Source organism: Dentiradicibacter hellwigii, assembly GCF_041770905.1.
GTDB lineage: Bacteria > Pseudomonadota > Gammaproteobacteria > Burkholderiales > Rhodocyclaceae > Propionivibrio > Propionivibrio hellwigii.
Map to the genome: position 1 here is coordinate 107,173 of NZ_JBEUWX010000003.1, position 21,136 is coordinate 128,308.

The 21,136-nt window shown below is 62.6% G+C and carries 20 protein-coding genes, 1 tRNA gene and 2 riboswitches; of the genes, 20 read left to right on the forward strand and 1 reads right to left on the reverse strand.

What is annotated here, in order from left to right; genetic code table 11:
- The first annotated feature begins 12 nt into the window (after positions 1–12).
- The 20 genes from pncB to ABCS64_RS11475 all read left to right on the forward strand — a co-directional run bounded on the left by pncB (position 13) and on the right by ABCS64_RS11475 (position 19,140).
- Complete coding sequence (gene pncB, locus ABCS64_RS11380; protein ID WP_418892013.1) at positions 13–1,299, forward strand: nicotinate phosphoribosyltransferase; 1,287 nt, start codon at positions 13–15, stop codon at positions 1,297–1,299.
- Between the two features lie 359 nt (positions 1,300–1,658).
- A riboswitch (cobalamin riboswitch) is annotated at positions 1,659–1,866 on the forward strand.
- A gap of 374 nt (positions 1,867–2,240) precedes the next feature.
- Entirely contained in the window at positions 2,241–3,020 is a 780-nt protein-coding gene (gene cobM / locus ABCS64_RS11385; RefSeq protein WP_418892014.1) for a precorrin-4 C(11)-methyltransferase, read from the forward strand.
- 202 nt (positions 3,021–3,222) lie between these two features.
- Entirely contained in the window at positions 3,223–4,212 is a 990-nt protein-coding gene (locus tag ABCS64_RS11390) for a sirohydrochlorin chelatase (RefSeq protein ID WP_418892219.1), read from the forward strand.
- Between the two features lie 16 nt (positions 4,213–4,228).
- Positions 4,229–4,909, forward strand: a complete 681-nt coding sequence (locus ABCS64_RS11395; protein WP_418892015.1) for a precorrin-8X methylmutase — start codon at positions 4,229–4,231, stop codon at positions 4,907–4,909.
- Complete coding sequence (locus ABCS64_RS11400) at positions 4,906–6,078, forward strand: cobalt-precorrin-5B (C(1))-methyltransferase (protein WP_418892016.1); 1,173 nt, start codon at positions 4,906–4,908, stop codon at positions 6,076–6,078. Before ABCS64_RS11395 ends, ABCS64_RS11400 begins: the two co-directional genes overlap by 4 nt.
- Positions 6,075–7,394 (forward strand): precorrin-6y C5,15-methyltransferase (decarboxylating) subunit CbiE, encoded by a 1,320-nt coding sequence (cbiE, locus tag ABCS64_RS11405; RefSeq protein ID WP_418892017.1) that lies wholly within the window; start codon positions 6,075–6,077, stop codon positions 7,392–7,394. Before ABCS64_RS11400 ends, cbiE begins: the two co-directional genes overlap by 4 nt.
- Before the next feature lie 2 nt (positions 7,395–7,396).
- Positions 7,397–7,765 (forward strand): helix-hairpin-helix domain-containing protein, encoded by a 369-nt coding sequence (locus ABCS64_RS11410; protein WP_418892018.1) that lies wholly within the window; start codon positions 7,397–7,399, stop codon positions 7,763–7,765.
- Positions 7,762–8,019: a hypothetical protein gene (locus ABCS64_RS11415; RefSeq protein WP_418892019.1), complete on the forward strand. Its 258-nt coding sequence runs from the start codon at positions 7,762–7,764 to the stop codon at positions 8,017–8,019. Before ABCS64_RS11410 ends, ABCS64_RS11415 begins: the two co-directional genes overlap by 4 nt.
- A 37-nt stretch (positions 8,020–8,056) precedes the next feature.
- Positions 8,057–8,848, forward strand: coding sequence for a precorrin-2 C(20)-methyltransferase (gene cobI, locus ABCS64_RS11420; RefSeq protein ID WP_418892020.1), 792 nt, complete (start codon positions 8,057–8,059; stop codon positions 8,846–8,848).
- Positions 8,841–9,629 carry a cobalamin biosynthesis central domain-containing protein gene (locus tag ABCS64_RS11425; protein WP_418892021.1) on the forward strand — a complete coding sequence of 263 codons (789 nt, stop codon included), beginning with the start codon at positions 8,841–8,843 and terminating at the stop codon, positions 9,627–9,629. Before cobI ends, ABCS64_RS11425 begins: the two co-directional genes overlap by 8 nt.
- Entirely contained in the window at positions 9,626–10,021 is a 396-nt protein-coding gene (locus ABCS64_RS11430; RefSeq protein ID WP_418892022.1) for a cobalamin biosynthesis protein, read from the forward strand. Before ABCS64_RS11425 ends, ABCS64_RS11430 begins: the two co-directional genes overlap by 4 nt.
- 74 nt (positions 10,022–10,095) lie before the next feature.
- The gene (cobJ, locus tag ABCS64_RS11435; protein WP_418892220.1) at positions 10,096–11,049 is read left to right on the forward strand and encodes a precorrin-3B C(17)-methyltransferase; all 954 of its coding nucleotides are present in this window, start codon (positions 10,096–10,098) and stop codon (positions 11,047–11,049) included.
- A gap of 4 nt (positions 11,050–11,053) precedes the next feature.
- Positions 11,054–11,677: a cob(I)yrinic acid a,c-diamide adenosyltransferase gene (cobO, locus tag ABCS64_RS11440; RefSeq protein WP_418892221.1), complete on the forward strand. Its 624-nt coding sequence runs from the start codon at positions 11,054–11,056 to the stop codon at positions 11,675–11,677.
- A gap of 1 nt (position 11,678) precedes the next feature.
- Positions 11,679–13,034: a cobyrinic acid a,c-diamide synthase CobB gene (locus tag ABCS64_RS11445; protein ID WP_418892023.1), complete on the forward strand. Its 1,356-nt coding sequence runs from the start codon at positions 11,679–11,681 to the stop codon at positions 13,032–13,034.
- Positions 13,031–13,831: a uroporphyrinogen-III C-methyltransferase gene (gene cobA, locus ABCS64_RS11450; RefSeq protein WP_418892024.1), complete on the forward strand. Its 801-nt coding sequence runs from the start codon at positions 13,031–13,033 to the stop codon at positions 13,829–13,831. Before ABCS64_RS11445 ends, cobA begins: the two co-directional genes overlap by 4 nt.
- Positions 13,832–13,855: 24 nt before the next feature.
- A tRNA-Arg gene (locus ABCS64_RS11455) sits at positions 13,856–13,932 on the forward strand.
- Between the two features lie 462 nt (positions 13,933–14,394).
- A complete protein-coding gene (locus tag ABCS64_RS11460; protein ID WP_418892025.1) occupies positions 14,395–14,667 on the forward strand; it encodes a type II toxin-antitoxin system TacA family antitoxin in 273 nt (90 codons plus the stop codon).
- On the forward strand, positions 14,664–15,158 hold the full coding sequence (locus ABCS64_RS11465) for a GNAT family N-acetyltransferase (RefSeq protein WP_418892026.1): 495 nt from the start codon (positions 14,664–14,666) through the stop codon (positions 15,156–15,158). The genes ABCS64_RS11460 and ABCS64_RS11465 overlap by 4 nt, the downstream gene beginning before the upstream one ends.
- A gap of 419 nt (positions 15,159–15,577) precedes the next feature.
- Positions 15,578–15,807, forward strand: a riboswitch (cobalamin riboswitch).
- Between the two features lie 767 nt (positions 15,808–16,574).
- A complete protein-coding gene (locus ABCS64_RS11470) occupies positions 16,575–18,551 on the forward strand; it encodes a TonB-dependent receptor plug domain-containing protein (protein ID WP_418892027.1) in 1,977 nt (658 codons plus the stop codon).
- A 25-nt stretch (positions 18,552–18,576) separates the two neighbouring features.
- Positions 18,577–19,140: a site-specific integrase gene (locus tag ABCS64_RS11475; protein ID WP_418892028.1), complete on the forward strand. Its 564-nt coding sequence runs from the start codon at positions 18,577–18,579 to the stop codon at positions 19,138–19,140.
- Positions 19,141–19,845: 705 nt separating this feature from the next.
- Here the strand turns inward: ABCS64_RS11475 and ABCS64_RS11480 are convergent.
- On the reverse strand, positions 19,846–21,120 hold the full coding sequence (locus tag ABCS64_RS11480) for a TRAP transporter large permease subunit (RefSeq protein WP_418892029.1): 1,275 nt from the start codon (positions 21,118–21,120) through the stop codon (positions 19,846–19,848).
- Between the last annotated feature and the right edge of the window lie 16 nt (positions 21,121–21,136).

A 21,136-nucleotide genomic window follows, 5' to 3' on the forward strand; every position in this document is an offset into this window, starting at 1 on the left:
AACGAGGTGGTAATGTTGAAAAACGACAAGGGAGCGCAGGCCGGCCGTTCGGGAAAGCGAACGAAAGAAACGCCGCGCATGGCAAAAACAGCGACACAGCCGGCCGCACCGGTCGTGTCCAGCCTGCTGGAAAACGACCTGTACAAATTCACCATGTGGCAGGCGCTGTTGCACAGCAATCCGGGGGCGCAGGCCGAATACCACTTCGTCTGCCGCAATACGCCGGCCTTCCCGCTGGCCGAACTAAAAGAGGCTTTCGAGCACGAGCTGGAACACCTGTGCTCGATGCACTTCACGCAGGATGACCTCGACTACCTGTCGGGGCTGCGCTTCATCAAAAGCGATTTTGTCGATTTCCTGTCCGTCTTCCGCTTCCAGCGCCGCTTCATCGACGTGCAGGCGCATGCCGACGGACGGCTGGACATCGTGGCGAACGGCCCGCTTGTGCATGTCATGGGGTTTGAGATTTTCGTCCTCTACATCATCAACGAACTGTATTTTCGCCGCCTGCCGCAGCAGGGCGTGCTGGACGAAGCGCGCCGCCGCCTGCAAGCCAAGATTGCGCTGTTGGAAGCGGGCGTCTCGGCCATTGCCGACGATGACGAGTCCGCCTTCATGTTGTTCGATTTCGGCCTGCGCCGGCGTTATTCCGGCGCCTGGCAGGAAGAAGTGCTGCGCACGCTGGTCGCCGCCGCGCCGGCGCATTTTCGCGGCACGTCGAACGTCTATCTCGCCCAGAAGCTCGGCATCACGCCGATCGGCACGATGGCGCACGAATACATGCAGGCGTATCAGGCGTTCGGTTTCCGGCTGCGCGATTTTCAGAAAGCGGCGCTCGAAGGCTGGGTGCAGGAATTTCGCGGCGACCTTGGCGTCGCGCTGACCGATGTGGTCGGCATGGACGCTTTCCTGCGCGATTTCGACCTCTACTTCGCCAAGCTGTTCGACGGCCTGCGCCACGATTCGGGCGACCCGATCGCCTGGGGCGAAAAAGCCATCGCCCACTACCACGCGCTGCGCATCGACCCTTCCGCCAAGCGGCTTGTCTTTTCCGACGCGCTCGACATCCCGCGTGCGCTGGCGCTCTACCGCCATTTTCGCGGGCGCATCCATACCAGCTTTGGCATCGGCACCAACCTGACCAACGATACGCCGCATCCGCCGCTCAACATCGTCATGAAAATGACGGCCTGCAACGGCCAGCCTGTCGCCAAACTGTCCGACTCCCCCGGCAAGACGCTGTGCGAGGACCAAACCTTTCTCGCCTATCTGCGCCAGGTGTTCAACCACCCCGGCTAAACGGCGAATGTGGCGCGCGGCGCAAGATGGCAGCGTAATCAACGCCGCCGCGCCCGCCATGCCGGCACCCCTTGTGCAACGAGGCGCCTCAAAGAGACTGTCCGCCAGCCCGCGTATTTAGGGCGCCTCCAGACACCCTGCCCTGAAGCCCTTTATTTATAAGGGTTCCAGAGGCACCTGCCCGGAAACGCCCTATCCACGCGGGTTTCTGAGCGGGTGGCCGGAGACGCCCTGTTTACGCCGGCTTCAGCGGTGCTTCGGAAAAACCGTTATGAGGGCTGCAGATGCGGCGGCGTTGCGAGGGCAGCGCCTTGCGACACTTGACTGCGCGGCATTCTCAACACAACGTCCTTGGCGTAAAATAGCGCCCGGTTTTAGGTGCCTGGCGGCAACGCCGGGTGAAACGGGAAGCCGGTGACCACACACCTGCGGAATTCCGGCACAGCCCCCCGCTGCTGTAAGCCTGACGAATCCGGCCTCAATGCCACTGTACGACCCGCTCGTAGGGGAAGGCGCCGGAAGAGAAAGATGGTGAGTCAGAAGACCGGCCTGAAACCCTATGGCGCCAATCCTCGGGGTGAGGGGTGAGGTTCCGAAGGTTCGTTGCCCGGCATTTCGATCTGTCCGAACTGCCTGCGGCGCTTCCCCGGTTCGACTCCCTTTCACACGCTTGTTGGCGGCGGTGCTGGTTCTGCCGATGCCTGCCCCGGTGTTTTAACGTTTGCCAGCGCGCATATCTGCAGCGCTGTGTGAAAGGAGAGAACTTGATACACATCACGAAAACGCCTGTCTCCGCCGGCTCCGCAGCCGGAACGCCTGCGTGCGTGCGCACAGCCGTAGCGCCGCATGCCACATTCCAGGAAGATTGAACGTTTTATCCGAATCCTAATCTGAGCAAGCTATGAACTTCATTGCTGATACCCTTTGCACAGGAAGGCGCTATGGCCGGTAAGATCTGGTTTGTCGGCGCCGGTCCCGGCGATCCCGATCTCATCACCGTCAAGGGACGCGGCCTGATCGAACAGGCCGGTGCAATTCTGTTTGCCGGCTCGCTTGTCGATCAGACGGCGACCCGCTACGCGCCGCCCGGCTGCGCCATCCGTGATTCAAAAGACATGACGCTGGAGGCGATGGTCGCCTGGCTGATCGAGCAGGCGCACCGCCACGCCACCGTTATCCGCCTGCAAACCGGCGACCCCGGCCTTTACGGCGCATTGATCGAAATGACGCGGCCGCTGACCGCAGCGGGCATCGAATGGTCGGTCGTTCCCGGCGTTTCTTCGGCCATGGCCTCGATGGCGGCGGCCGGCGAATCGCTTACCCTGCCGGAAGTCACGCAAACGGTGATCCTGACGCGCGTGGCGGGGCGCACGCCGATGCCCGAAGGCGAAGACCTGGAATCGCTCGCCCAACACCACTGCACGCTGTGCATTTACCTGTCGATCACGCTGCTGCATGAAGTCCAAGCCGCCTTGCGCGCCGCTGGCTGGTGTGAGGATGCGCCGATACTCGTCGTGCAAAAGGCGAGCTGGCCGGGGCAGGAAAAAATCGTGCGCGGCACGCTGGCCGATATCAAGCGCAAATGCCAGGAGGCCAAGATCGGCAGCCAGGCGATGATCGTCGCCAGCCCGACGCTGGGCGCCGCCGACTGGGAAAGCCTCGTGCGCTCCAAACTCTACGATCCAGGGTTTGCGCACCGCTTCCGCAAGGCAAGCGCCTGAGGTCAAGCCGTGCAGGAATTTGCCGCCGTGGCGACACAGGAAGCGCCTTTCCCCAGTCTATACGCCGCTTTCGACAGCATCGCCAGGGCGCGGCGATACCTGGGCTTTTTGCTGGCGCAAAGAGGAGGCGGCGCAATCGCCGGCATAGGCCATGCTGCGATAGGACGCAGCGTTTAAGCTACCGTTTCGAAAGTCGATGAAGATGAAAGAAGAAAGCACCAGGACAGACGCCGACGCCGGCATGGCGCAGTTTGTCAAAGAAACCGTTGTGTTGATCGCCGGGCATGGCTCGCCCAACCGGGCGGGCAACCAGGAGATCGAAAAATTCGTCGCACAATGGCGCACCCGCCATCCCGACTGGCAGATTGAAGTCTGTTTTATCGAACATGCCGACGTGCTCGTGCCGGAAGGGCTGGACAAGGCGGCCAGTCAGGCGCGCCGCGTCGTGCTGCTGCCGCTCATCCTCAACGCCGCCGGGCATGTCAAGATCGAACTGCCGGAGGCCGTCGAGGAAGCGCGCCAGCGCCATCCGGACGTTGAGTTTATCGTTGTGCCGCATCTGGGCATGTGCCGCGACGTGTTCACCGTGCTGCAACGGCAGTTGAAGCAGCTCATGAAATCGCTCGATTCGCCCGACCCGCAAACGACGGGCGTCGTCCTGCTCGGCCGCGGCTCTTCGGACGCCGAGGCCAACGGCGAACTGGCGCGCATGGCGCGCTGGCTGTACGAGGAGAACGATCACGAACTGGTCGATCTCGCCTTCACCGGCGTTACCTGGCCGCGGCTGGAAACCATCGTGCAACGACAGGTTCGGCTGGGCATGCGGCAGATTTGCATCCTGCCGGTGTATTTATTCACCGGCGTGCTGATCGAGCGCATCAAGGCGCAAGTCAAGCGCCTGCAAAGCCAATACCCGCAGGTTTCGTTCGCGCTGGGCGATTATTTCGGCTTTGAGCCGGAAATCTTCCGCCTCGTCGACCAGTTGACCAGCGCCGGCATGGCGGGCATCGGCGCCCTGCTGGAATGCGACAGCTGCCGACACCGCGCCTACCGGGCCTACCGTCTTCAGGGCGACGAAGCGGATTGCGGCGGCGAACACGACGATCATGCCCGCCCGTCCCATCATGCGCATCATGCCCATCGGGCGCATGCCCACCATTTTTCTCACCACTCCCATTCACATCACAGTTAAAACTATGAACTCGACCATGACACACACCAACAGCATCACCGAACAGCTGACCGAAGCCGGCCGCGCCATTGAACATGGCTCATTCGCCATCATCGACGCCGAGGCCGGCCCCCACGACCGTTACACGGACGAGCAATGGCCGTTGGTGCGGCGCATGATTCACGCCAATGCCGACTTCGACTTCAACGGCCTGACCGTTTTCCATCCGGACGCCATGCGCGCCGGCCTGGACGCCGTACTCAAGGGTGGCACGCCCATCGTCGCCGATGTCGAAATGATCTGCGTCGGTCTTTCCCGCCCGCGCCTCGAGCACTTTGGCATGACGACGCTGCACACCATTTCCGACGAAGACGTCATTGACGCGGCACGCGCCGAAAATACGACGCGCGCCGTGCAGGCCATGCGCAAGGCGCACCGGATGGGCAAACTCGACGGCGCCATCGTCGGTATCGGCAACGCGCCGACGGCGCTACTCGAAGTCATTCGCCTGATCCGCGAAGAAGGCGCCCGTCCGGCGCTGGTCATCGGCATGCCGGTAGGTTTCGTTTCCGCCGCCGAGTCAAAAGAGGAACTGATGGGCGTCAACGAAGTGCCGTGGATCGCCATCAAAGGGCGCAAAGGCGGCTCGACCCTGGTTGTCGCCGCCATCCACGCCTTGCTTGCCGTCGCGGAAGCCGCACACAAGCGGGCAGCATGAGCGACGGCGAAAAAATCCGTAAGGGCGACGGCAAGCGTAAACGCGGCAATCGCTCCGGATTTACCACAGGCGCCTGCTCGGCCGCGGCAGCGCGCGCGGCGACACTCGCCTTGCTGAGCGGGGAAACGCCGGCGTCTGTATGCGTACACCTGCCCAATGGTCACGATGTTGATTTCGCCATACTCGAAGGCGCCGTGGCAGATGACGCGGCGCGCGCCGTCATCGTCAAGGATGCGGGCGACGATCCGGACGCCACCAACGGCGCGCATATCACGGCCGAAGTGCGCCGTCTGCCGGGGCAAGCCGGCGAAATCGTACTCAAGGGCGGCGCCGGCGTCGGCACCGTCACCCGGGAAGGGCTGGGGCTGGAAGTCGGCGGCCCGGCAATCAATCCGGTACCGCGCCGCAACATCCGCGACAACGTACGCAGTGCCGCTGGCGATCTGCTGGCCGTCGATGGACTGGAAGTTACCATCTCCGTGCCAGGCGGCGAGGACATGGCGAAGAAAACGCTCAATTCGCGCCTGGGCATTCTCGGCGGCATCTCGATTCTCGGCACCACGGGCATTGTCCGCCCGTACTCAACGGCGGCATTCCGCGCCAGCGTCGTCCAGGCGGTCGAAGTCGCCGCGCGCCAGGGACAAACCAGCGTCGTATTCACGACCGGCGGCCGCTCGGAAAAATTCGCCATGCAGCAGTTGCCGGAACTTACCGAATCCTGCTTCGTGCAGATGGGCGATTTCGTCAAGGCCGCCTTCATCGCCGCCATCAAGACGCGGATGTCCCGCGTTTACGTCGGCGCCATGGCCGGCAAGCTGACCAAGATGTCACAGGGGCTGACCGTGACGCACGCCTGGCGGGCGGAAATCGACCGGGATCTACTCGCCGACTGCGCGCAGGAAGTCGGCGCCGCGCCCGATCTTGTGGAAGCAATCCGCGCTGCCGAAACGGCGCGCTTTGCCGCCGAACGGCTACAGGCGCTCGGCCTGTCCGTCGATTTTCATCGTGCGCTAGGCACGCGCGCCCTGCGCAGCCTCAAGTCCTCCTATCCCGGCGACTATCAGCTAACGATATTGGTCTGCGATTTCGAGGGACGTTTCATCTGCCGCGTCGACGAAGCCCCGGAAGCGTCCGCAACAGAAAAAGAGGTTCGGGAGAACGCGGTATGAGTCAGTGCACACTGATCGGCATTCTCGATGAAGGCTGGAGCGAATTGGGTGAGCGCGCGCGCGACCGCATCCGGCACGCCGGCCTCATCATCGGTGCGGCCCGCACGCTCGATCTCGTGCGCCCCCACGCCACCGATGCCCGGCTGCTCGATATGGACGGCGCGCTGGCTCAGGTGCCGGAATGGACACGGTCTGCGCTTGCGGCCGGGCAGTCCGTCGTCATCCTCGCCACCGGCGACCCGTTTTGCCACGGCCTGGCGCCCTGGCTGATCGGCAAGCTGGAAGCGTCTCACGTCAAACACGATATCGAAACGCTGCCGGCGCCCTCGACCCTACAACAAGCCTTTGCCCGCTGGAAAAAGCCGTGGCAGGATGTGCGCATCGCCTCCTGTCACAGCAAGGACGCCGGCGAATGGACATTCGGCGCGCCCCCCGCACACGGGCTTTATCCGCTGATGCAGGCCATTGCGCAGCACCGCCGCGTCTTCGCCTTCACCGGGCCGGAAAACGACCCGGCGCGGCTGGCGCGCGCCCTGATGACGGCCGGCTTCGGCGCAGCCCGTCTCTCGGTCGCTTGTCGGCTGGGCTTGCCGGATGAGACCCTCTACCAGGAATTGCCGCCGGAAAAAGCGGCCACCATGCGTTTCCCGCACCCCAATGTCGTACTGGTCGAACGCGATGCCGAAGCCGGATCGCCGGCCTTCGGCCTTGATGACCTCGATTACCTTCAGCGCGCGCCGGAAAAAGGGCTGATTACCAAACAGGAAGCGCGTGCGCTGTCGCTCGCCAAACTGGCGCTCAAGCCAGATGCCATCGTCTGGGACATCGGCGCCGGTTCCGGCTCGATGGGCATCGAAGCGGCGCGGCTGGCGCCATTCGGCCATGTCTGGGCGATCGAGAAAAATGCGGACGACGCCGCCAATGCCCGCGCCAACGCGCAGCGCTTCCGCCTCGTCAACTACACCTTGAGCGAAGGCAAAGCGCCCGACGGGCTGGCCGACTGGCCGGATCCCGACGCCGTGTTCATCGGCGGCTCGGGCGGCGAACTGGCGGCGCTGATCCAGCTGATTCTTGCCCGCCTCAGGCCCCACGGCCGGCTGGTGATGAATTTCGTAACGCTGGAAAATCTGGCCACTGCCATCGACACGCTGAAGCAGGCCAGCACACAGGAAGACAACGCAGAACGGCAGCGCAAGCAGAGCATCCAGTGGGATGTCGTGCAGCTGCAAGCCAGCCGCAGCCAGCCGATTCTCAATATGCAGCGCATGGCGGCGCAGAACCCGGTGTGGATCGTCACCACGCGGAAGGCAGGCTGAACGTGCATCCTGACAAAGTCGACCGCGCCCGCCTGCGGCAACTGACCGATCTGCCGAACATCGGCCCGGCCGGTGCGGCCGACCTGCTGCGTTTGGGCATCCGCACGCCGGAAGATCTGCTTGGACGCGACCCCTATGCGCTCTACGAGACGCTGTGCGCACTGGATAACCGGCGCCACGACCCGTGCGTCATCGACGTCTTCATTGCCATTACCCGCTTCATGGAAGGCGATGCCGCCCGGCCGTGGTGGGCTTACACGGCGGAACGTAAACGCCATTTGCACGCCCAGAACGATCCGCTCGATCGGCGCGATCTGCACAATCCGCATGCACACGTCAACATGCAGCATGCCGCAGGAAATGCGCCATGACGACACCGCGCATATTCAAAATACCGCACCGGCCGCTACGCCAGCAGCTTCTCTCTGCTCCGCAGGCAGCGGCTGCGATGCTGTACGGCACGACAGTCATGGGATATTTCCTGCGACATTGCCTGCCGATCGTGTCGGAGCGCGCGGATGGGCGCACGACGGTCACTTCGCTCACTTTTCCGCCTGTGGCGCTGCCCGGCAATCATGGGGACGCTCATCGCACGCCCTGCCGAGCCGGTAGCCGCGTCGGATAACCCCTGTCTTCATTCCTTTTCAACCGAAAGCTTTTGTATGACACAAGAAATACGCTACGGAAAACTCATCGGCGCTTCGCTCGGGCCCGGCGACCCGGAACTGATTACCCGCCGCGCCTGGGACGTACTGCAATCGGGCGCACGCTGGGTGTATCCGGTCAAAAAAGCCGAGCAGGCTTCGTATGCGCTCGCCATCGTCGAGCGCAGCGGCTTACGCATCCCCGCCGATGCCGTCGAACTGGTTTTTCCCATGACGCGCGACGCCGACGCACTGGCTAAAGCCTGGGCGCGCGCCGCGCAGCAGACGGTCGAACTGCTGGCGACAGGGCGCGATGTCGTCTTTCTCGTCGAAGGGGATGCCTCGACCTTTGCCACCTTCGGCCACCTTGCCCGCGTCGTCCGCGAACAGGCGCCGTCGATCGCGGTTGAAACAATCCCCGGCGTTTCTTCCTTCACCGCCGCTGCCGCAACGGCTGGCCTGCCGCTCGCCGAGGAAGACGAAACGCTGGCGGTCATCCCGACGGCGTACGGCATCGGCGTCATCGACCACATGCTCGACGAATTCGATACGCTGATCCTGCTCAAGGTCAAGCCGCTGCTTGACGATGTGATCGAACTGCTCGAACGGCGCGGCCTGCTGGCGACGAGCTGCTTCATCGAAAAGGTCGGCTCGCCGGAAGAGCGCATCGTCCGCGATCTGGCCTCGCTCAAAGGCGAAACGGTCAATTATCTGTCGCTGCTGCTGGTCAAGAATCCCAAGCGGCAGCGCGGCGAATTGCGGCGCGGCTGCCGCCGCCGTCAGGAACGCGAGGCGGCCGCCCATGCCTGAAATACCGGCGCAGAAAACGGCCGCAGCGGCGGTGCCGGCGGGTGAAATCGCCGTCGTCGCCATCACCCGCCACGGCATCGTGCTGGCGGGAAAAGTCGTCCGGGCACTGCCGAACGCACGCCTTTACGCACCGGAAAAATTCGCCGCCGAGGCTGAACGGGCCGCCCCCGGCGCACAAACCTATGCGGGCAAAACCGGAGACGCCCTGGGCGCGCTGTTCGGCCGGGTCGACGGCATCGTCGGCATCGTCTCACTCGGCGCGCTGGTCCGCCTGATCTCCCCTTACCTGAAGGCCAAAGACAGCGATCCGGCCGTCATCGTGCTCGATGAACAGGGGCGCTTCGTCATCCCCATGTTGTCCGGCCATCTGGGCGGCGCCAACGCCCTAGCCGGCAGGCTGGCCGATGCGCTGGGCGCCACGCCGGTGCTGACGACCGCTTCCGACGTGCGTGAAACGCTGGCCGTCGATCTGCTCGGCCGCGAGCTGGGCTGGACACTGGAAGCCACGCACGCGGCGCTGGTGCATGCCAGCGCCGCCGTAGTCAATGACGAGCCGGTGGCGCTCGTGCAGGAAGATGGTTCGCTCGACTGGTGGACGCGCCATGCCAACGGCCGCACCGCGCCACTGCCCGCCAACCTGAGGCTGTTCGAACGCATTGAGGATGTCGATCCCGGGCATTTTTCCGCCCTCCTCTGGATCAGCCAGCGATCGCTGCCTACCACCTGCGCGGCCGCCTGGCGCGGCCGCTGCGTCATCTACCGCCCGACGGAGGCCCCATGAAAATCGCACTGGGACTGGGCTGCGACCGCAATACGCCAACCGAGACACTGCGCCTGGCGCTGACGGCGGCGCTGACCATCAGCCGCACGCGGATCGAGGATGTCGTCGCCGTCGGCAGCATCGACCTGAAAGCCGACGAGCCGGCCATGCTGGAACTGGCCGCCGAACGCGGCTGGCGCATCCGCTTCTATCCCGCCGCCGAACTGGCCACCGTCGACGTCCCCAACCCTTCCGAAACCGTGCGCAAATACACCGGCACGCCTTCCGTCTCCGAAGCGGCGGCGCTGCTGGCCGCTGGCGCGGACAAATCCGCCCTGATCATCGAAAAACTCTCGCATCGCGGCCCGGATGGGCGCAATGCCACCGTTTCCATTGCAAGGATCCCAGAATGAACGACAGCCCGAATCAAAGCGACACCCTCCCGGCCGCCCACGGCGAAACTCCCCGTACCGCCGGCGGCAAAATCATGCTCGTCGGCCTTGGCCCGGGCAGCCACGATACGCTCACCGGCCGCGCGCGCGATGCCATCGCCGAAGCCGACACCGTCATTGGTTATGTGACCTACATCCGCCTGGTAAAGGATCTGCTCGACGGCAAGGAGGTCGTCAAGAAAGCGATGACGGAAGAGCTTGACCGCGCCATCGAAGCCTATGAACGCGCCCGCCTCGGCAAGAAGGTGGCGATCATCTCTTCGGGCGACGCCGGCGTGTACGGCATGGCCGGCCCGACGTTCGAGGTGCTGTTCCAGGCCGGCTGGACGCCGGATTCGGGCATCGAGGTCGAGATCGTGCCCGGCGCCTCGGCCATCAACACCTGCGCCGCGCTCGTTGGCGCGCCGCTGACGCACGATTTCTGCGCCATCTCGCTCTCCGACCTGCTGACGCCGTGGCCGACCATCGCCCGCCGGCTCAATGCCGTCGCCTATGCCGATTTTGTCGTCGCCCTTTACAACCCGAAAAGCGGCCGGCGCACGCGGCAGATCGAGGAAGCGCAACGCATCTTTTTGCAATACCGCGATCCGCAGACGCCGGTCGCCATCGTCAAGTCGGCTTTCCGTCCGAAACAGCGCATCCAGTTCACCACGCTGGAAAAAATGACCGAGGCCGAAATCGGCATGCTGACGACGGTGCTGATCGGCAACTCCAACACCTACGTCAAACACGGCCTGATGATTACGCCGCGCGGCTACGCCAACAAATACGACGTGGTTTCCGGCAAGCGCTCGGCGCGCACCGGCGAACGGCGGGGGATCTCGCTTTCCTCCGGCCTCAACGGCTGGCTGGCAGCAATTCAGGCCAGCGACCGGACACCCGCACAGCTGGCGGCCGATTACCATCTGCCGGAAGCCTACATCCGCTCCGCACTGGCGCATCCGCTGGAGGCTGACGATGGCGACGAGACAACCCCTGCCGGAGAATAAGCCGATGGCTGCCACCGCCCCCATCGACGCAGACACCGCCGGCACGCGCCATCAGGATCGCATGCAGCGCAAGAAAACGGTGATTGACCAGCGTATCGCCGAAGCTGCCGCGCGCCGAGGCGTACTGCTGGTCAATACGGGCACCGGCAAAGGCAAATCGTCGGCGGCTTTCGGCGTAATGGCGCGCGCGCTGGGCAACGGCATGCACGCCGCCGTCGTCCAGTTCGTCAAGAACCGCACGGATACCGGCGAAATTGCCTTTTTCCGCAACTGCCCCCAGGTCAGCTGGCATGTCATGGGCGAAGGCTTTACCTGGGAAACCCAGGATCGCGCGCGTGATGCGGCCGCGGCACAAAGCGCCTGGGCGCAGGCGCGCGCCTATCTGAACGATACGCGCATCGACCTGCTGATCCTTGATGAGCTGACCTACGCCTTCAAATACGGCTGGCTCGACCTCGACACCGTGCTCGCCGATCTGGCGGCACGCCCGCCGATGCAGCACGTCATCATCACCGGCCGCGCCGCGCCCCAGGCGCTGATCGACGCTGCCGATACGGTGACGGACATGGCCATGGTCAAGCACGCTTTCCGCAACGGCATCGCGGCCATGCCGGGCATGGAGTTTTGAGATGACGACGATTATTCCCGTCACCCACGCGACCGGCACGGCAGACACCGCCCGTTGCCCCGCCCTGCTCTTTGCCGCCCCCGCTTCCGGCAGCGGCAAAACCAGCCTCGTTGCCGCCCTGGCCCGCCTACATACGCGGCAAGGACGGCGGGTCAAGGTGTTCAAATGCGGGCCGGATTTTCTCGATCCGCAGATTCACGCCGTAGCCAGCGGACAGCCGTGCGACAACCTTGATCTATGGATTTGCGGCGAAGACGACATCCGCGCCCGGCTGGCGCGCGCCGCACAGGAAAACGACCTGATACTCGTCGAAGGCGTCATGGGACTGTTCGACGGCCAGCCAAGCAGCGCCGACATTGCCGAGCGTTTCGGCATTCCGGCGCTGACGGTCATCGATGCGCGGGCCATGGCGCAAACGTTCGGCGCACTCGTCTATGGACTGGCGAATTACCGTGCCGGCCTGCCGTTTTACGGCGTACTCGCCAATCGCGTCGGCAGCCCGCGCCACGCCGAGATGCTGAAGGCGTCAATGCCGGAGACGGTGCGCTGGTGCGGCGCGCTGCCGCGCCAGGAAGCCGCCGCGCTGCCCAGCCGCCACCTCGGCCTGCTGCCGGCTGCGGAGATCGCCGATCTGTCGGCGCGCATCGACACCCTCGCCGACGCGCTGGCTGAAACGCCGCTCGCCGAACTGCCGCCTGCACTTCCTTTTGCCATCCCCACCGCCGCGCCATTGCCGCAACGGCTGGCGGGCAGAAAAATCGCCGTTGCCCGCGATGCGGCCTTCTGCTTCCTTTATCCCGCCAATCTGGCGCTGCTGTCCGATCTGGGCGCGGAGATCGTTTTTTTCTCGCCGCTGGCGGGCGAGCCTTTACCGACCTGCGATGCGCTCTGGCTGCCTGGCGGTTATCCGGAACTGCATGGCCAACGTCTGTCGGCGCAGCGCGACCTGATCGCCCAGCTGACAGAGCATGTTGAAGCCGGCAAACCGCTGCTGGCCGAATGCGGCGGCATGATGTTCCTGTTCGAGCAGCTCATCGACCTCGACGGCCAGGCGCATCCGATGGCCGGCCTGCTCCCCGGCCGAACCGTGATGGGTAAACGGCTAGCGGCACTGGGTTCCCAGCAGGTCGCGCTGCCCGAAGGCGCATTGCGCGGCCATGCCTTCCACCATTCGCGCTGCGAGACCGACCTGCCGCCGCTGGCGAATGCCGAAACTTTCGACGGTCGCCCCGGCGAACCCGTCTGGCGACGCCGGCGGCTGACGGCCTCGTATTTCCATTTTTATTTTCCATCCAACCCTGAAGCAACAGCGGCGCTGTTTGACCCGACGGCGGCAACTCCAAGGACATCGCAATGAGCGCAACGAATGCAATGAACGCGACCGAAAAAATGGGCACCATCACTCTGGTGGGCGCTGGCCCGGGCGATCCGGAACTGCTGACGCTCAAGGCGGCGCGCCTGATCCGCTCCGCCGATGTCGTTGTTTACGACAACCTCGTCAGCGCGCCGATTCTGGACATGATTCCGCCGAGCGCCGAGCGCATCTATGTCGGCAAGATTGCCGGCAAACATACGCTGCCACAGGACGGCATCAACCATCTGCTCGTCGATCTGGCGCGCTCCGGCAAGCACATCGTCCGCCTGAAAGGCGGCGATCCTTTCGTTTTCGGGCGTGGCGGCGAGGAAATGGAAGAACTGATCGCCGCCGGTTTTGGCGTTGATATCGTGCCGGGCATCACGGCCGCGCTGGGCGCCGCGTCGAGCTGCCACTTCCCCTTGACACACCGCGATCATGCGCAGAGCTGCGTATTCGTCACCGGCCATCTGAAAGATGACAGCATCGAACTCGACTGGCCGATGCTGGCGCGCCCCAGCCAGACGCTGGTGTTCTACATGGGCATCAACGGTCTGGCGATCATCTCCCGCGAGCTGATCGCACACGGGCTGCCGGCCAGCACGCCGGCTGCGCTGATCTACAAGGCGACGCAACCGGAGCAGCGCTTTGTCACCACGACGCTGGAAGCCCTCGCCGCCACGGCGCGCGCCGAACACATCAAGCCGCCGGCGCTCATCATCGTCGGCACCGTGCTGACGCTGGCCGACAAGGCGGAGCGAACCGACGGCAACGGCGAAACGATGGACGCGCACCGTTAAAAAAGCTATATTCCACGCCTCCGCGCGCCCGTAGCTCAGTTGGATAGAGTACTGCCCTCCGAAGGCAGGGGTCGGACGTTCGAATCGTCTCGGGCGCGCCAGCATTTCTTGTCATTCCCACTCTTCCCTGATCCCTTATTTCTTTCTCTCGCATCGCGGGGGATTTTTATTTGCGCGACGGCCTCAACGGGGCACCCCGGAACCCCTGATGGGGATAGGGCATCTCCGGGCACCTCCTCGGAAACCCGCGTGGATAAAGGATCTCCGGGCAGGTGCGCTGAAACCCGCATAAATAAAGGGCTGGCGGGCACCCCTTCTGAGATGCCCTGTTTACACGGGTTTCCGGACACCTCCTCTGAAAAGCCCTAAATACAAGGGCTTCAGGCCGCCTCTGTTTATAGCGGCCCAACTTTGCCAAAAGACACGGCGGCACGCCGCAGACAGACCACACAGTACGGCAAGGCAAGGCACTTCGGGCAGGTGGCTTTGCGGTGTATTGACAACAACTATACGCTGCGCAAAAATTTGTGTATCTATCGTATATGCGGATATAGGAGAAACCAATGCGTGACGCCGCCATCAATCTGCGCGCTTTGCCCGAACAGCGTGACCTGATCGACCACGCTGCGAATCTGCTCGGCAAGAACCGCTCGGATTTCATGCTTGAAGCGGCATGCGACCGTGCTCAGGCTGTGGTGCTGGATCAGATTTTTTTTAACCTGGACGCGGACAAATTCAAGCAATTCACCGCAATGCTTGACGCGCCTCCTGCGGCGAATCCTGGGCTGGAACACCTGATGGCCGTCAAAGCGCCCTGGAAAAGCAGCACGAAATGAGCTTGCAACTCAACGCGCCGCTTCCGCTTGCTGCCACCCACATCCTGGACGATTTTTTCTGTGGAGAAGACAGCCTTGATGGCTGGCTCAAGCGCCGCGCATTGCCCAACCAATTGCGCGGCGCAAGCCGCACTTTTGTCGTCACCGATGAGGAAGGGCGCGTCTACGGCTACTACGCAATGGCCGCAGGCGCGGTTTCACACCAAATGGCAACCGGCAGTGTACGGCGCAACATGCCCGACCCCGTGCCTGTGATGGTGCTGGCGCGGCTGGCCGTCGACCGCCGTGCGCAGGGCATCAGGCTCGGCGCCGCCTTATTGCAGGATGCGGTCGCTCGCGCGGCGCATGTCGCGCAGAACGCGGGCGTCCGCGCGTTACTCGTCCACGCCTTGCATGCACGCGCCAAACAGTTTTACACGCACTATGGCTTTCAGGAATCACCACTGCACCCGATGACGCTGATGCTCCGCTTGAGCACAGTCAAAGCCTGAAGCAACCTGCGGGCCTCGCAGAAGCGGCACTTGCAAGACATGCCCGGAAACCCGCGTGGATAAAGGCGATCCGGGTAGGTGCGCTGAAACCCGCATAAATAAAGGGCTGGCGGGCACCCACTTCTGAGATGCCCTGTTTACACGGGTTTCCGGACACCTCCTCTGAAACGCCCTAAATACAAGGGCTTCAGGCCGCCTCTTTTTATAGCGGTTCAACTTTGCCAAAAGACACGGCGGCGGGCCGCAGACAGATCACACAGTACGGCAAGGCAAAGCGCTCCGGGCAGGCGCCCGGTGGCATTCACCGGTTCCGCAGCAATCCGGCAACGCTTCCGCCTAGCGGCAGAGCGACGCCTACCCAGCCCGGATTCTGTGCATTTATGCACGAATTCGCATTGTGAAAGCGGCAAATAAAGCATATGATAGCGACGCTTTCAGGTGCCTCGCCCTGTTTAAGGGAAGGTGAAACGGGAAACCGGTGTCAATGCCCAAGCGATTGGATGGTACGGGCAAATAAGCCGGTGCAGCCCCCCGCTGCTGTAAGCCAGACGAAGCCGGCAGAAAGCCACTGTGCGAAGGAAAGCGCATGGGAAGGCGTTGGTGGAGGAAGAAGGCGAGCCAGAAGACCGGCCTGAAGCAGGCGCAGTACCAATCCTCGGGGTGAAGGGAAAGGTTCTGTCGAAATGTGGCCACGCCCAGCTTATTTATACGCGCACGATGGTTGCTGCCATTGACGTGCTCGGCAAGCCAAACGCATCGACCGGACGACGCATCCGACATCCTGAGCAATACCCGCAGGGCATCCGCCAACGTACGTGCGGACGCTGCGAGCGACCAGAAACAGGAAAGATGGGAAACCGGCAGGATGCGTGTCAAAGCAAACAGGCATACAGTACAGACGCATGAGAGGCGGCTCGCCTTTGCGGGAGATTACCCCGCATGGCAGGCGGCAGCATGGTCGTCGTGGTCATGGTGTGCTCATACGCCATTTTATCCTGCGCCAACGCAGCGTAAATCCCGCGCGCCCCAAACATCGCGGTTCATGCCTTCCTTATCTCATCTGCCACTCCGCCCAGTGGCGGATACGCCCGTGCCTATCCAGCGGGCAGCGCGCCTATCGGCGCCATCGTCATCGCCCTGCCTGCCTCCCCGCCTGCCCTGCGCTCCGATACTTTTCCGCCAGACCAGCGCCTGCTGCGCTGGAGACACACCGGCTCAACCGATCAATGCCATTCCGACCTCCACTACGCTTCCACTGGACATGACCGCCGAGGAGGTCGGGGTGACGATTTTCACGGCATCACATGAAATGCGGCAACGCACGCCAGGGAAGCATCGGCACGCCCGTTCGCAGGCGCGCCGATGCTTACGGTTTTTTAGGTAATCATTCATTTAATCGATCAGGAAGGAAGACCCATGACAAGAAACATCCCCATGACCTTAGCCGCCATTCCGGCCGCATTGATGCTGGTCGGCACGGCGCTGGCGAACGAAAGAACGATGGACACGGTGGTGGTCACCGCGAGCCGCACCCAGGAGTTGAAAAGGGAACTGAGCAACAATGTAACCATCATCGACGAAGCGGAAATCAAGGCATCTCCCGCGTCGACGGTAGCCGGTCTGGCGCAACAGCATGGGCTCTTCGTCGTCACGACGGGCGATACGAGCAACGTCCAGATTCGCGGCTATGGTAATTTGAGCATGAGCAACGAACCCGAAAATACTGTGCTCACACTGGTCAATGGACGCCGCATCGGTACTGCCAATCTAGGTATCATGGGGCTGGCCAATGTCGAGCGAATTGAAATCATCCGCGGCCCATCCGCCGTGCAATACGGTTCCTCGGCTCTCGGCGGCGTCATCAATATCATTACGAAACGGGGCACGGAAGACAAACCGTATTTTTCCGTCGAAGCAGGTGGTGGCAGCGATGGCCTGGTGCGCGAAAAACTGGCGCTTGGCGGCGCATTCAGCGGCTTCGACCTTTCGCTGGGATTGACCAATTTTTCACGCCAAGACGTAACGACTGCCGAAGGCGGGCGCTGGTATCACACCGATATCGATCGAAACACGACAGCGAACCTCGATTTAGGTTACACCTTCGCGGAAAATCACCGCATTGGGTTGAGTTACCATTTTGGCGATACCGTTTCCAGCTTGCCAACGAATAACGGCGGCATCCGTCCGTTCAGCCAGAATACGCCTTCCGCTTTCTACAACGATTATCACAAGAAATTCAAAAACACGGCGATTTCCTATACCGGCAAGACCCAGGACAAGGTGTTCGACTGGTCGGCAAGTTATACGACCGGGCGTGAAGACAATGAATACAAAGCCTACGGCTATACCAACTTCATTGAAAATCGGACAATGAATGCGCAGGGGAACTACAACGGCCAGATGGTTTCGCTTTCGCTCGGCGCAGATGCACTCGAATACCGCCACTATGAAAGCAGTGCGACGAGAAAACCCAAGATGGCGGACAACGGCGTTTATTTCTCCGGTAAGCTGCGCCTCCTTGACGAGCGCCTGATTTTCTCGCTGGGGGGACGTTACGACAAATACAAGAATACGACTGACGAGGGCGCCAGCTATTCGGATGATCACTTCGGCGGTTCTTACGGCCTGGCCTGGCTGCCAGTCGAAGGGCTGAAGCTGCGCGCCAACTACGCCGAAGGCTTCAAGATGCCCTCGCCACGGCAAGTCGGTGGCAGCATGTGGTATGCCCCCAACCCCGACCTGAAACCGGAAAAAAGCGACACCTGGGAAATCGGCGCCGATCTGGAATGGCGCGCGCTGACGGCCAGTCTGACGTACTTCCATTCCGACTACAAGAACAAGATCGTCGGCATGTCGGTCATGGGCATGCCGCGCGGATACCAATTCCAGAACCTCAAAACGGCCACCCTGGCCGGCGTGGAGGGCAATCTGCGCGCCGATCTCGGCAAAGCCTTCGCCCAGCCCTGGAGCCTGTCGCCCTACCTCGGCTTTACCTGGCTGAAAACGCGCAAGAGTGGTGACGAAACACAGTTCATCACTTATAACGGCAGCAAGATCAACACCCTGCCGAACACGCCGGAATGGATGTTCAATTACGGCGTGGATTTCTCGCATCCCGGGTATAAGCTCAAGAGCCGCATCAACGCCGTGACCTATGGCAAGCTGCTCACCGTCGACTGGAGTCGGGGCGTATTCCCGGCGCCTTACTTTGAGCGCCCCTCAGGGACCGTGGTTGATCTGAGTGTCGATAAGGGCATTGCCGACTGGGGGAAAAATACGCTGACCCTGCGTGCCGAAGTCAACAACCTGTTCGACCGCGCCAACGAAATGTACTGGGGCTACCCGGGCGCCGGCCGCAGCTTCTATATCGGCCTGCGCTACGACTATCAGTGATTCGCACTGACCGAGCGCCTGCTGCATGAAACGCCACGCACCGCACAGCAGAAGAAAATGCGCGTCAGCGGATCTGACGCGCGTTTCTTCTTCGCTATCGCCTGCGCCCGTGTCGGGCGATGCAAGCACGACGACCACCGCCCCGGAAATTGCCCTGTGGGAGATCGCCATCCCGCCGTCCATCCGGGCGGCGGCCGACTGGCTGGGCGACCAGATTGCCGCCGCCGCGGCGCAAAACGACTTTCCGGCGCTGCTGCGCTTCACCCGCGACCGCGCTTTCGTGCTGCTCAACTACTTCTGTATCACCGATCTGGCAGAAGTCAGCCGGTTGCGCCGCACTGACATTGCCCTGGATGCAGCCGCCATGACCATCGTGCTGGGCGGGCAGCGGCGCGCTCTACCGTCCAACACCTCCCGTTTCTGCCCGGTCGCCGCCCTGCGGATCTGGCTGTCATTATCCGAAATCCGGGACGGCCCGATTTTCCGCCGGGTCAAGGGCAACCATCAGCTTTCTGCGGAACCGCTTTCTCCCGGCGAACTCAAGAACATCTTCCGGCAGAGTACATTGCTCGCCAAAACCGGCGATTGACCGGCAGCAGCCACATTCCGGGCGGCATATTGCCGCAACCGGCCTGGCGCAGCCAAGAAACCCGCGTGGAATAAGGGTTTCCAGAGTGCCTGCCCGCAAACGCCCAATTGACGCGGGTTCCAGCGCTACCCTGTCTGAAACGCCCAAAGGACGCGGGCTTGCGGCCGGTCGTTCGTCCGGTCGCTACAAGTTTCAGCGCGCGGCCACCAGCCACTACACGCACTCAACGCCCTTGGCGCATTCTCTCCAGCGTCCGCCGCGCTCGGCGCACCGCTCCATCGTCACCCTCCAGCCCGCGTAAAACGGGCATCTCCGGTCAGGCAGGCCGGGAACCCGCGTAGAATAAGGGTTTTCAGGGTGCCTGCCCGCAAACGCCCGATTGACGCGGGTTCCAGCGCTGCCCTGTCTGAAACGCCCAAAGGACGCGGGCTTGCGGGCAGCTGCCGCAGCCCGATGCATCGGGCTGCCCGCTCACCCACGTAGATTGGGCATCATTGGACATCTCCGGCCTGCTTTCTTCAATGCTTTTGTTTGAAACGCCGCCATCGGCGTTCATGCTTTCATGCTTGAAAAAGGAGAGCCCGTTGCGGCGTATAAAAAATTTTCGCCAAAAGGCCGCCCCAAGTGGCTGCCCTAAAAATATCTGTTTTGTCCATTACACCGACAACAACACAGCTTCCGGCACTGCTGGTTCATGATCTGCCGTTAATACAGCCACCTGGCGGGAACGATCACGAGCGCCGGGAACAATACGAGCAGGAACATGAGCAGCGTTTCCGCCAGCAAGAACGGCCAGACGCCTTTAATGACGCTGTCCAGCCCCTCCCGCGAAACGCCGGCGACCACGTTGAGCACCGTCCCCACAGGCGGCGTCAGCAGGCCGATGGCGTTGTTCATAATGAACAGCACGCCGAAATAATACGGGTCAATGCCCGCCTGCTTGACGACCGGCACCAGAATCGGGCCGAGAATGAGCACCGTCGGCATCAGGTCGAGCGCCGTGCCGACCACCACCACCAGAATCATGATGATCAGCATCAGCAGCGTCGGGCTGCCCATGAACGGTTCCAGAATATGCATGGTCTGCGACGGGATGTCGGCAATCGTGATCAGCCAGGCAGACACCATGGCGCAGGCAACCAGGAACATGATGGTACTGGAGACCTTCAAGGCAATCAGCATCAGGTGCGGAATCTTGCGGAATTGAAGCTCACGGTAAATGAACAGGCCGACGAACAGCGAATAAAAGACGGCGACGACGGCCGCTTCCGTCGGCGTGAAGATGCCGGCGCGCATGCCGCCGATGATGACGACCGGCAACACCAGCGCCCACACGCCGTCGCGCAGCGCCCGGAGCACACGCCTGGCATCAAAGGGGTGCAGATGGCTGGACTCTCTTTGCGAAACCAGCCGCCAGGTCATCGCCAATACCGCCGCCATCATCAACCCGGGCGCAATGCCGGCCATGAACAGCTTGGTGATCGACAGTTGCGTGGTCACGCCAAACACCACCAGGGGAATCGACGGCGGAATGACGGGCGCCGTACAGCCGGCGGCGGCGATGAGTCCGGCAGAACGCGGAACGCTGTAACCGGCATTGCGCATCATCGGGATGAGCAGCGCGGCCACTGCCGCCGTATCGGCAACCGCCGAGCCGGAGATACTGGCGACGACGGCCGCCGTAATCACGGCCACGTAGCCGAGCCCGCCCGGCACATGACCAACCAGCGAATCGGCCACTTCGACGACACGCCGCGACAGGCCGCCGGCATTCATCAATTCACCGGCCAGCATGAAGAACGGAACGGCCATCAATGGATAGTTGTTGGCGCCTTCGAGCAGGTTCTGGGCGATGATCTGCGTGTCGAAATTATCCATCTGCACCATCAGGGCAACGCCACAGATGAGCAGGGCAAAGGCAATGGGCGCCCCCAGCGCCATGGCGCCCAGCAGGGCAATCAGAAAGGTCGCGATTGTCATGGCATCTCCCGGCCTA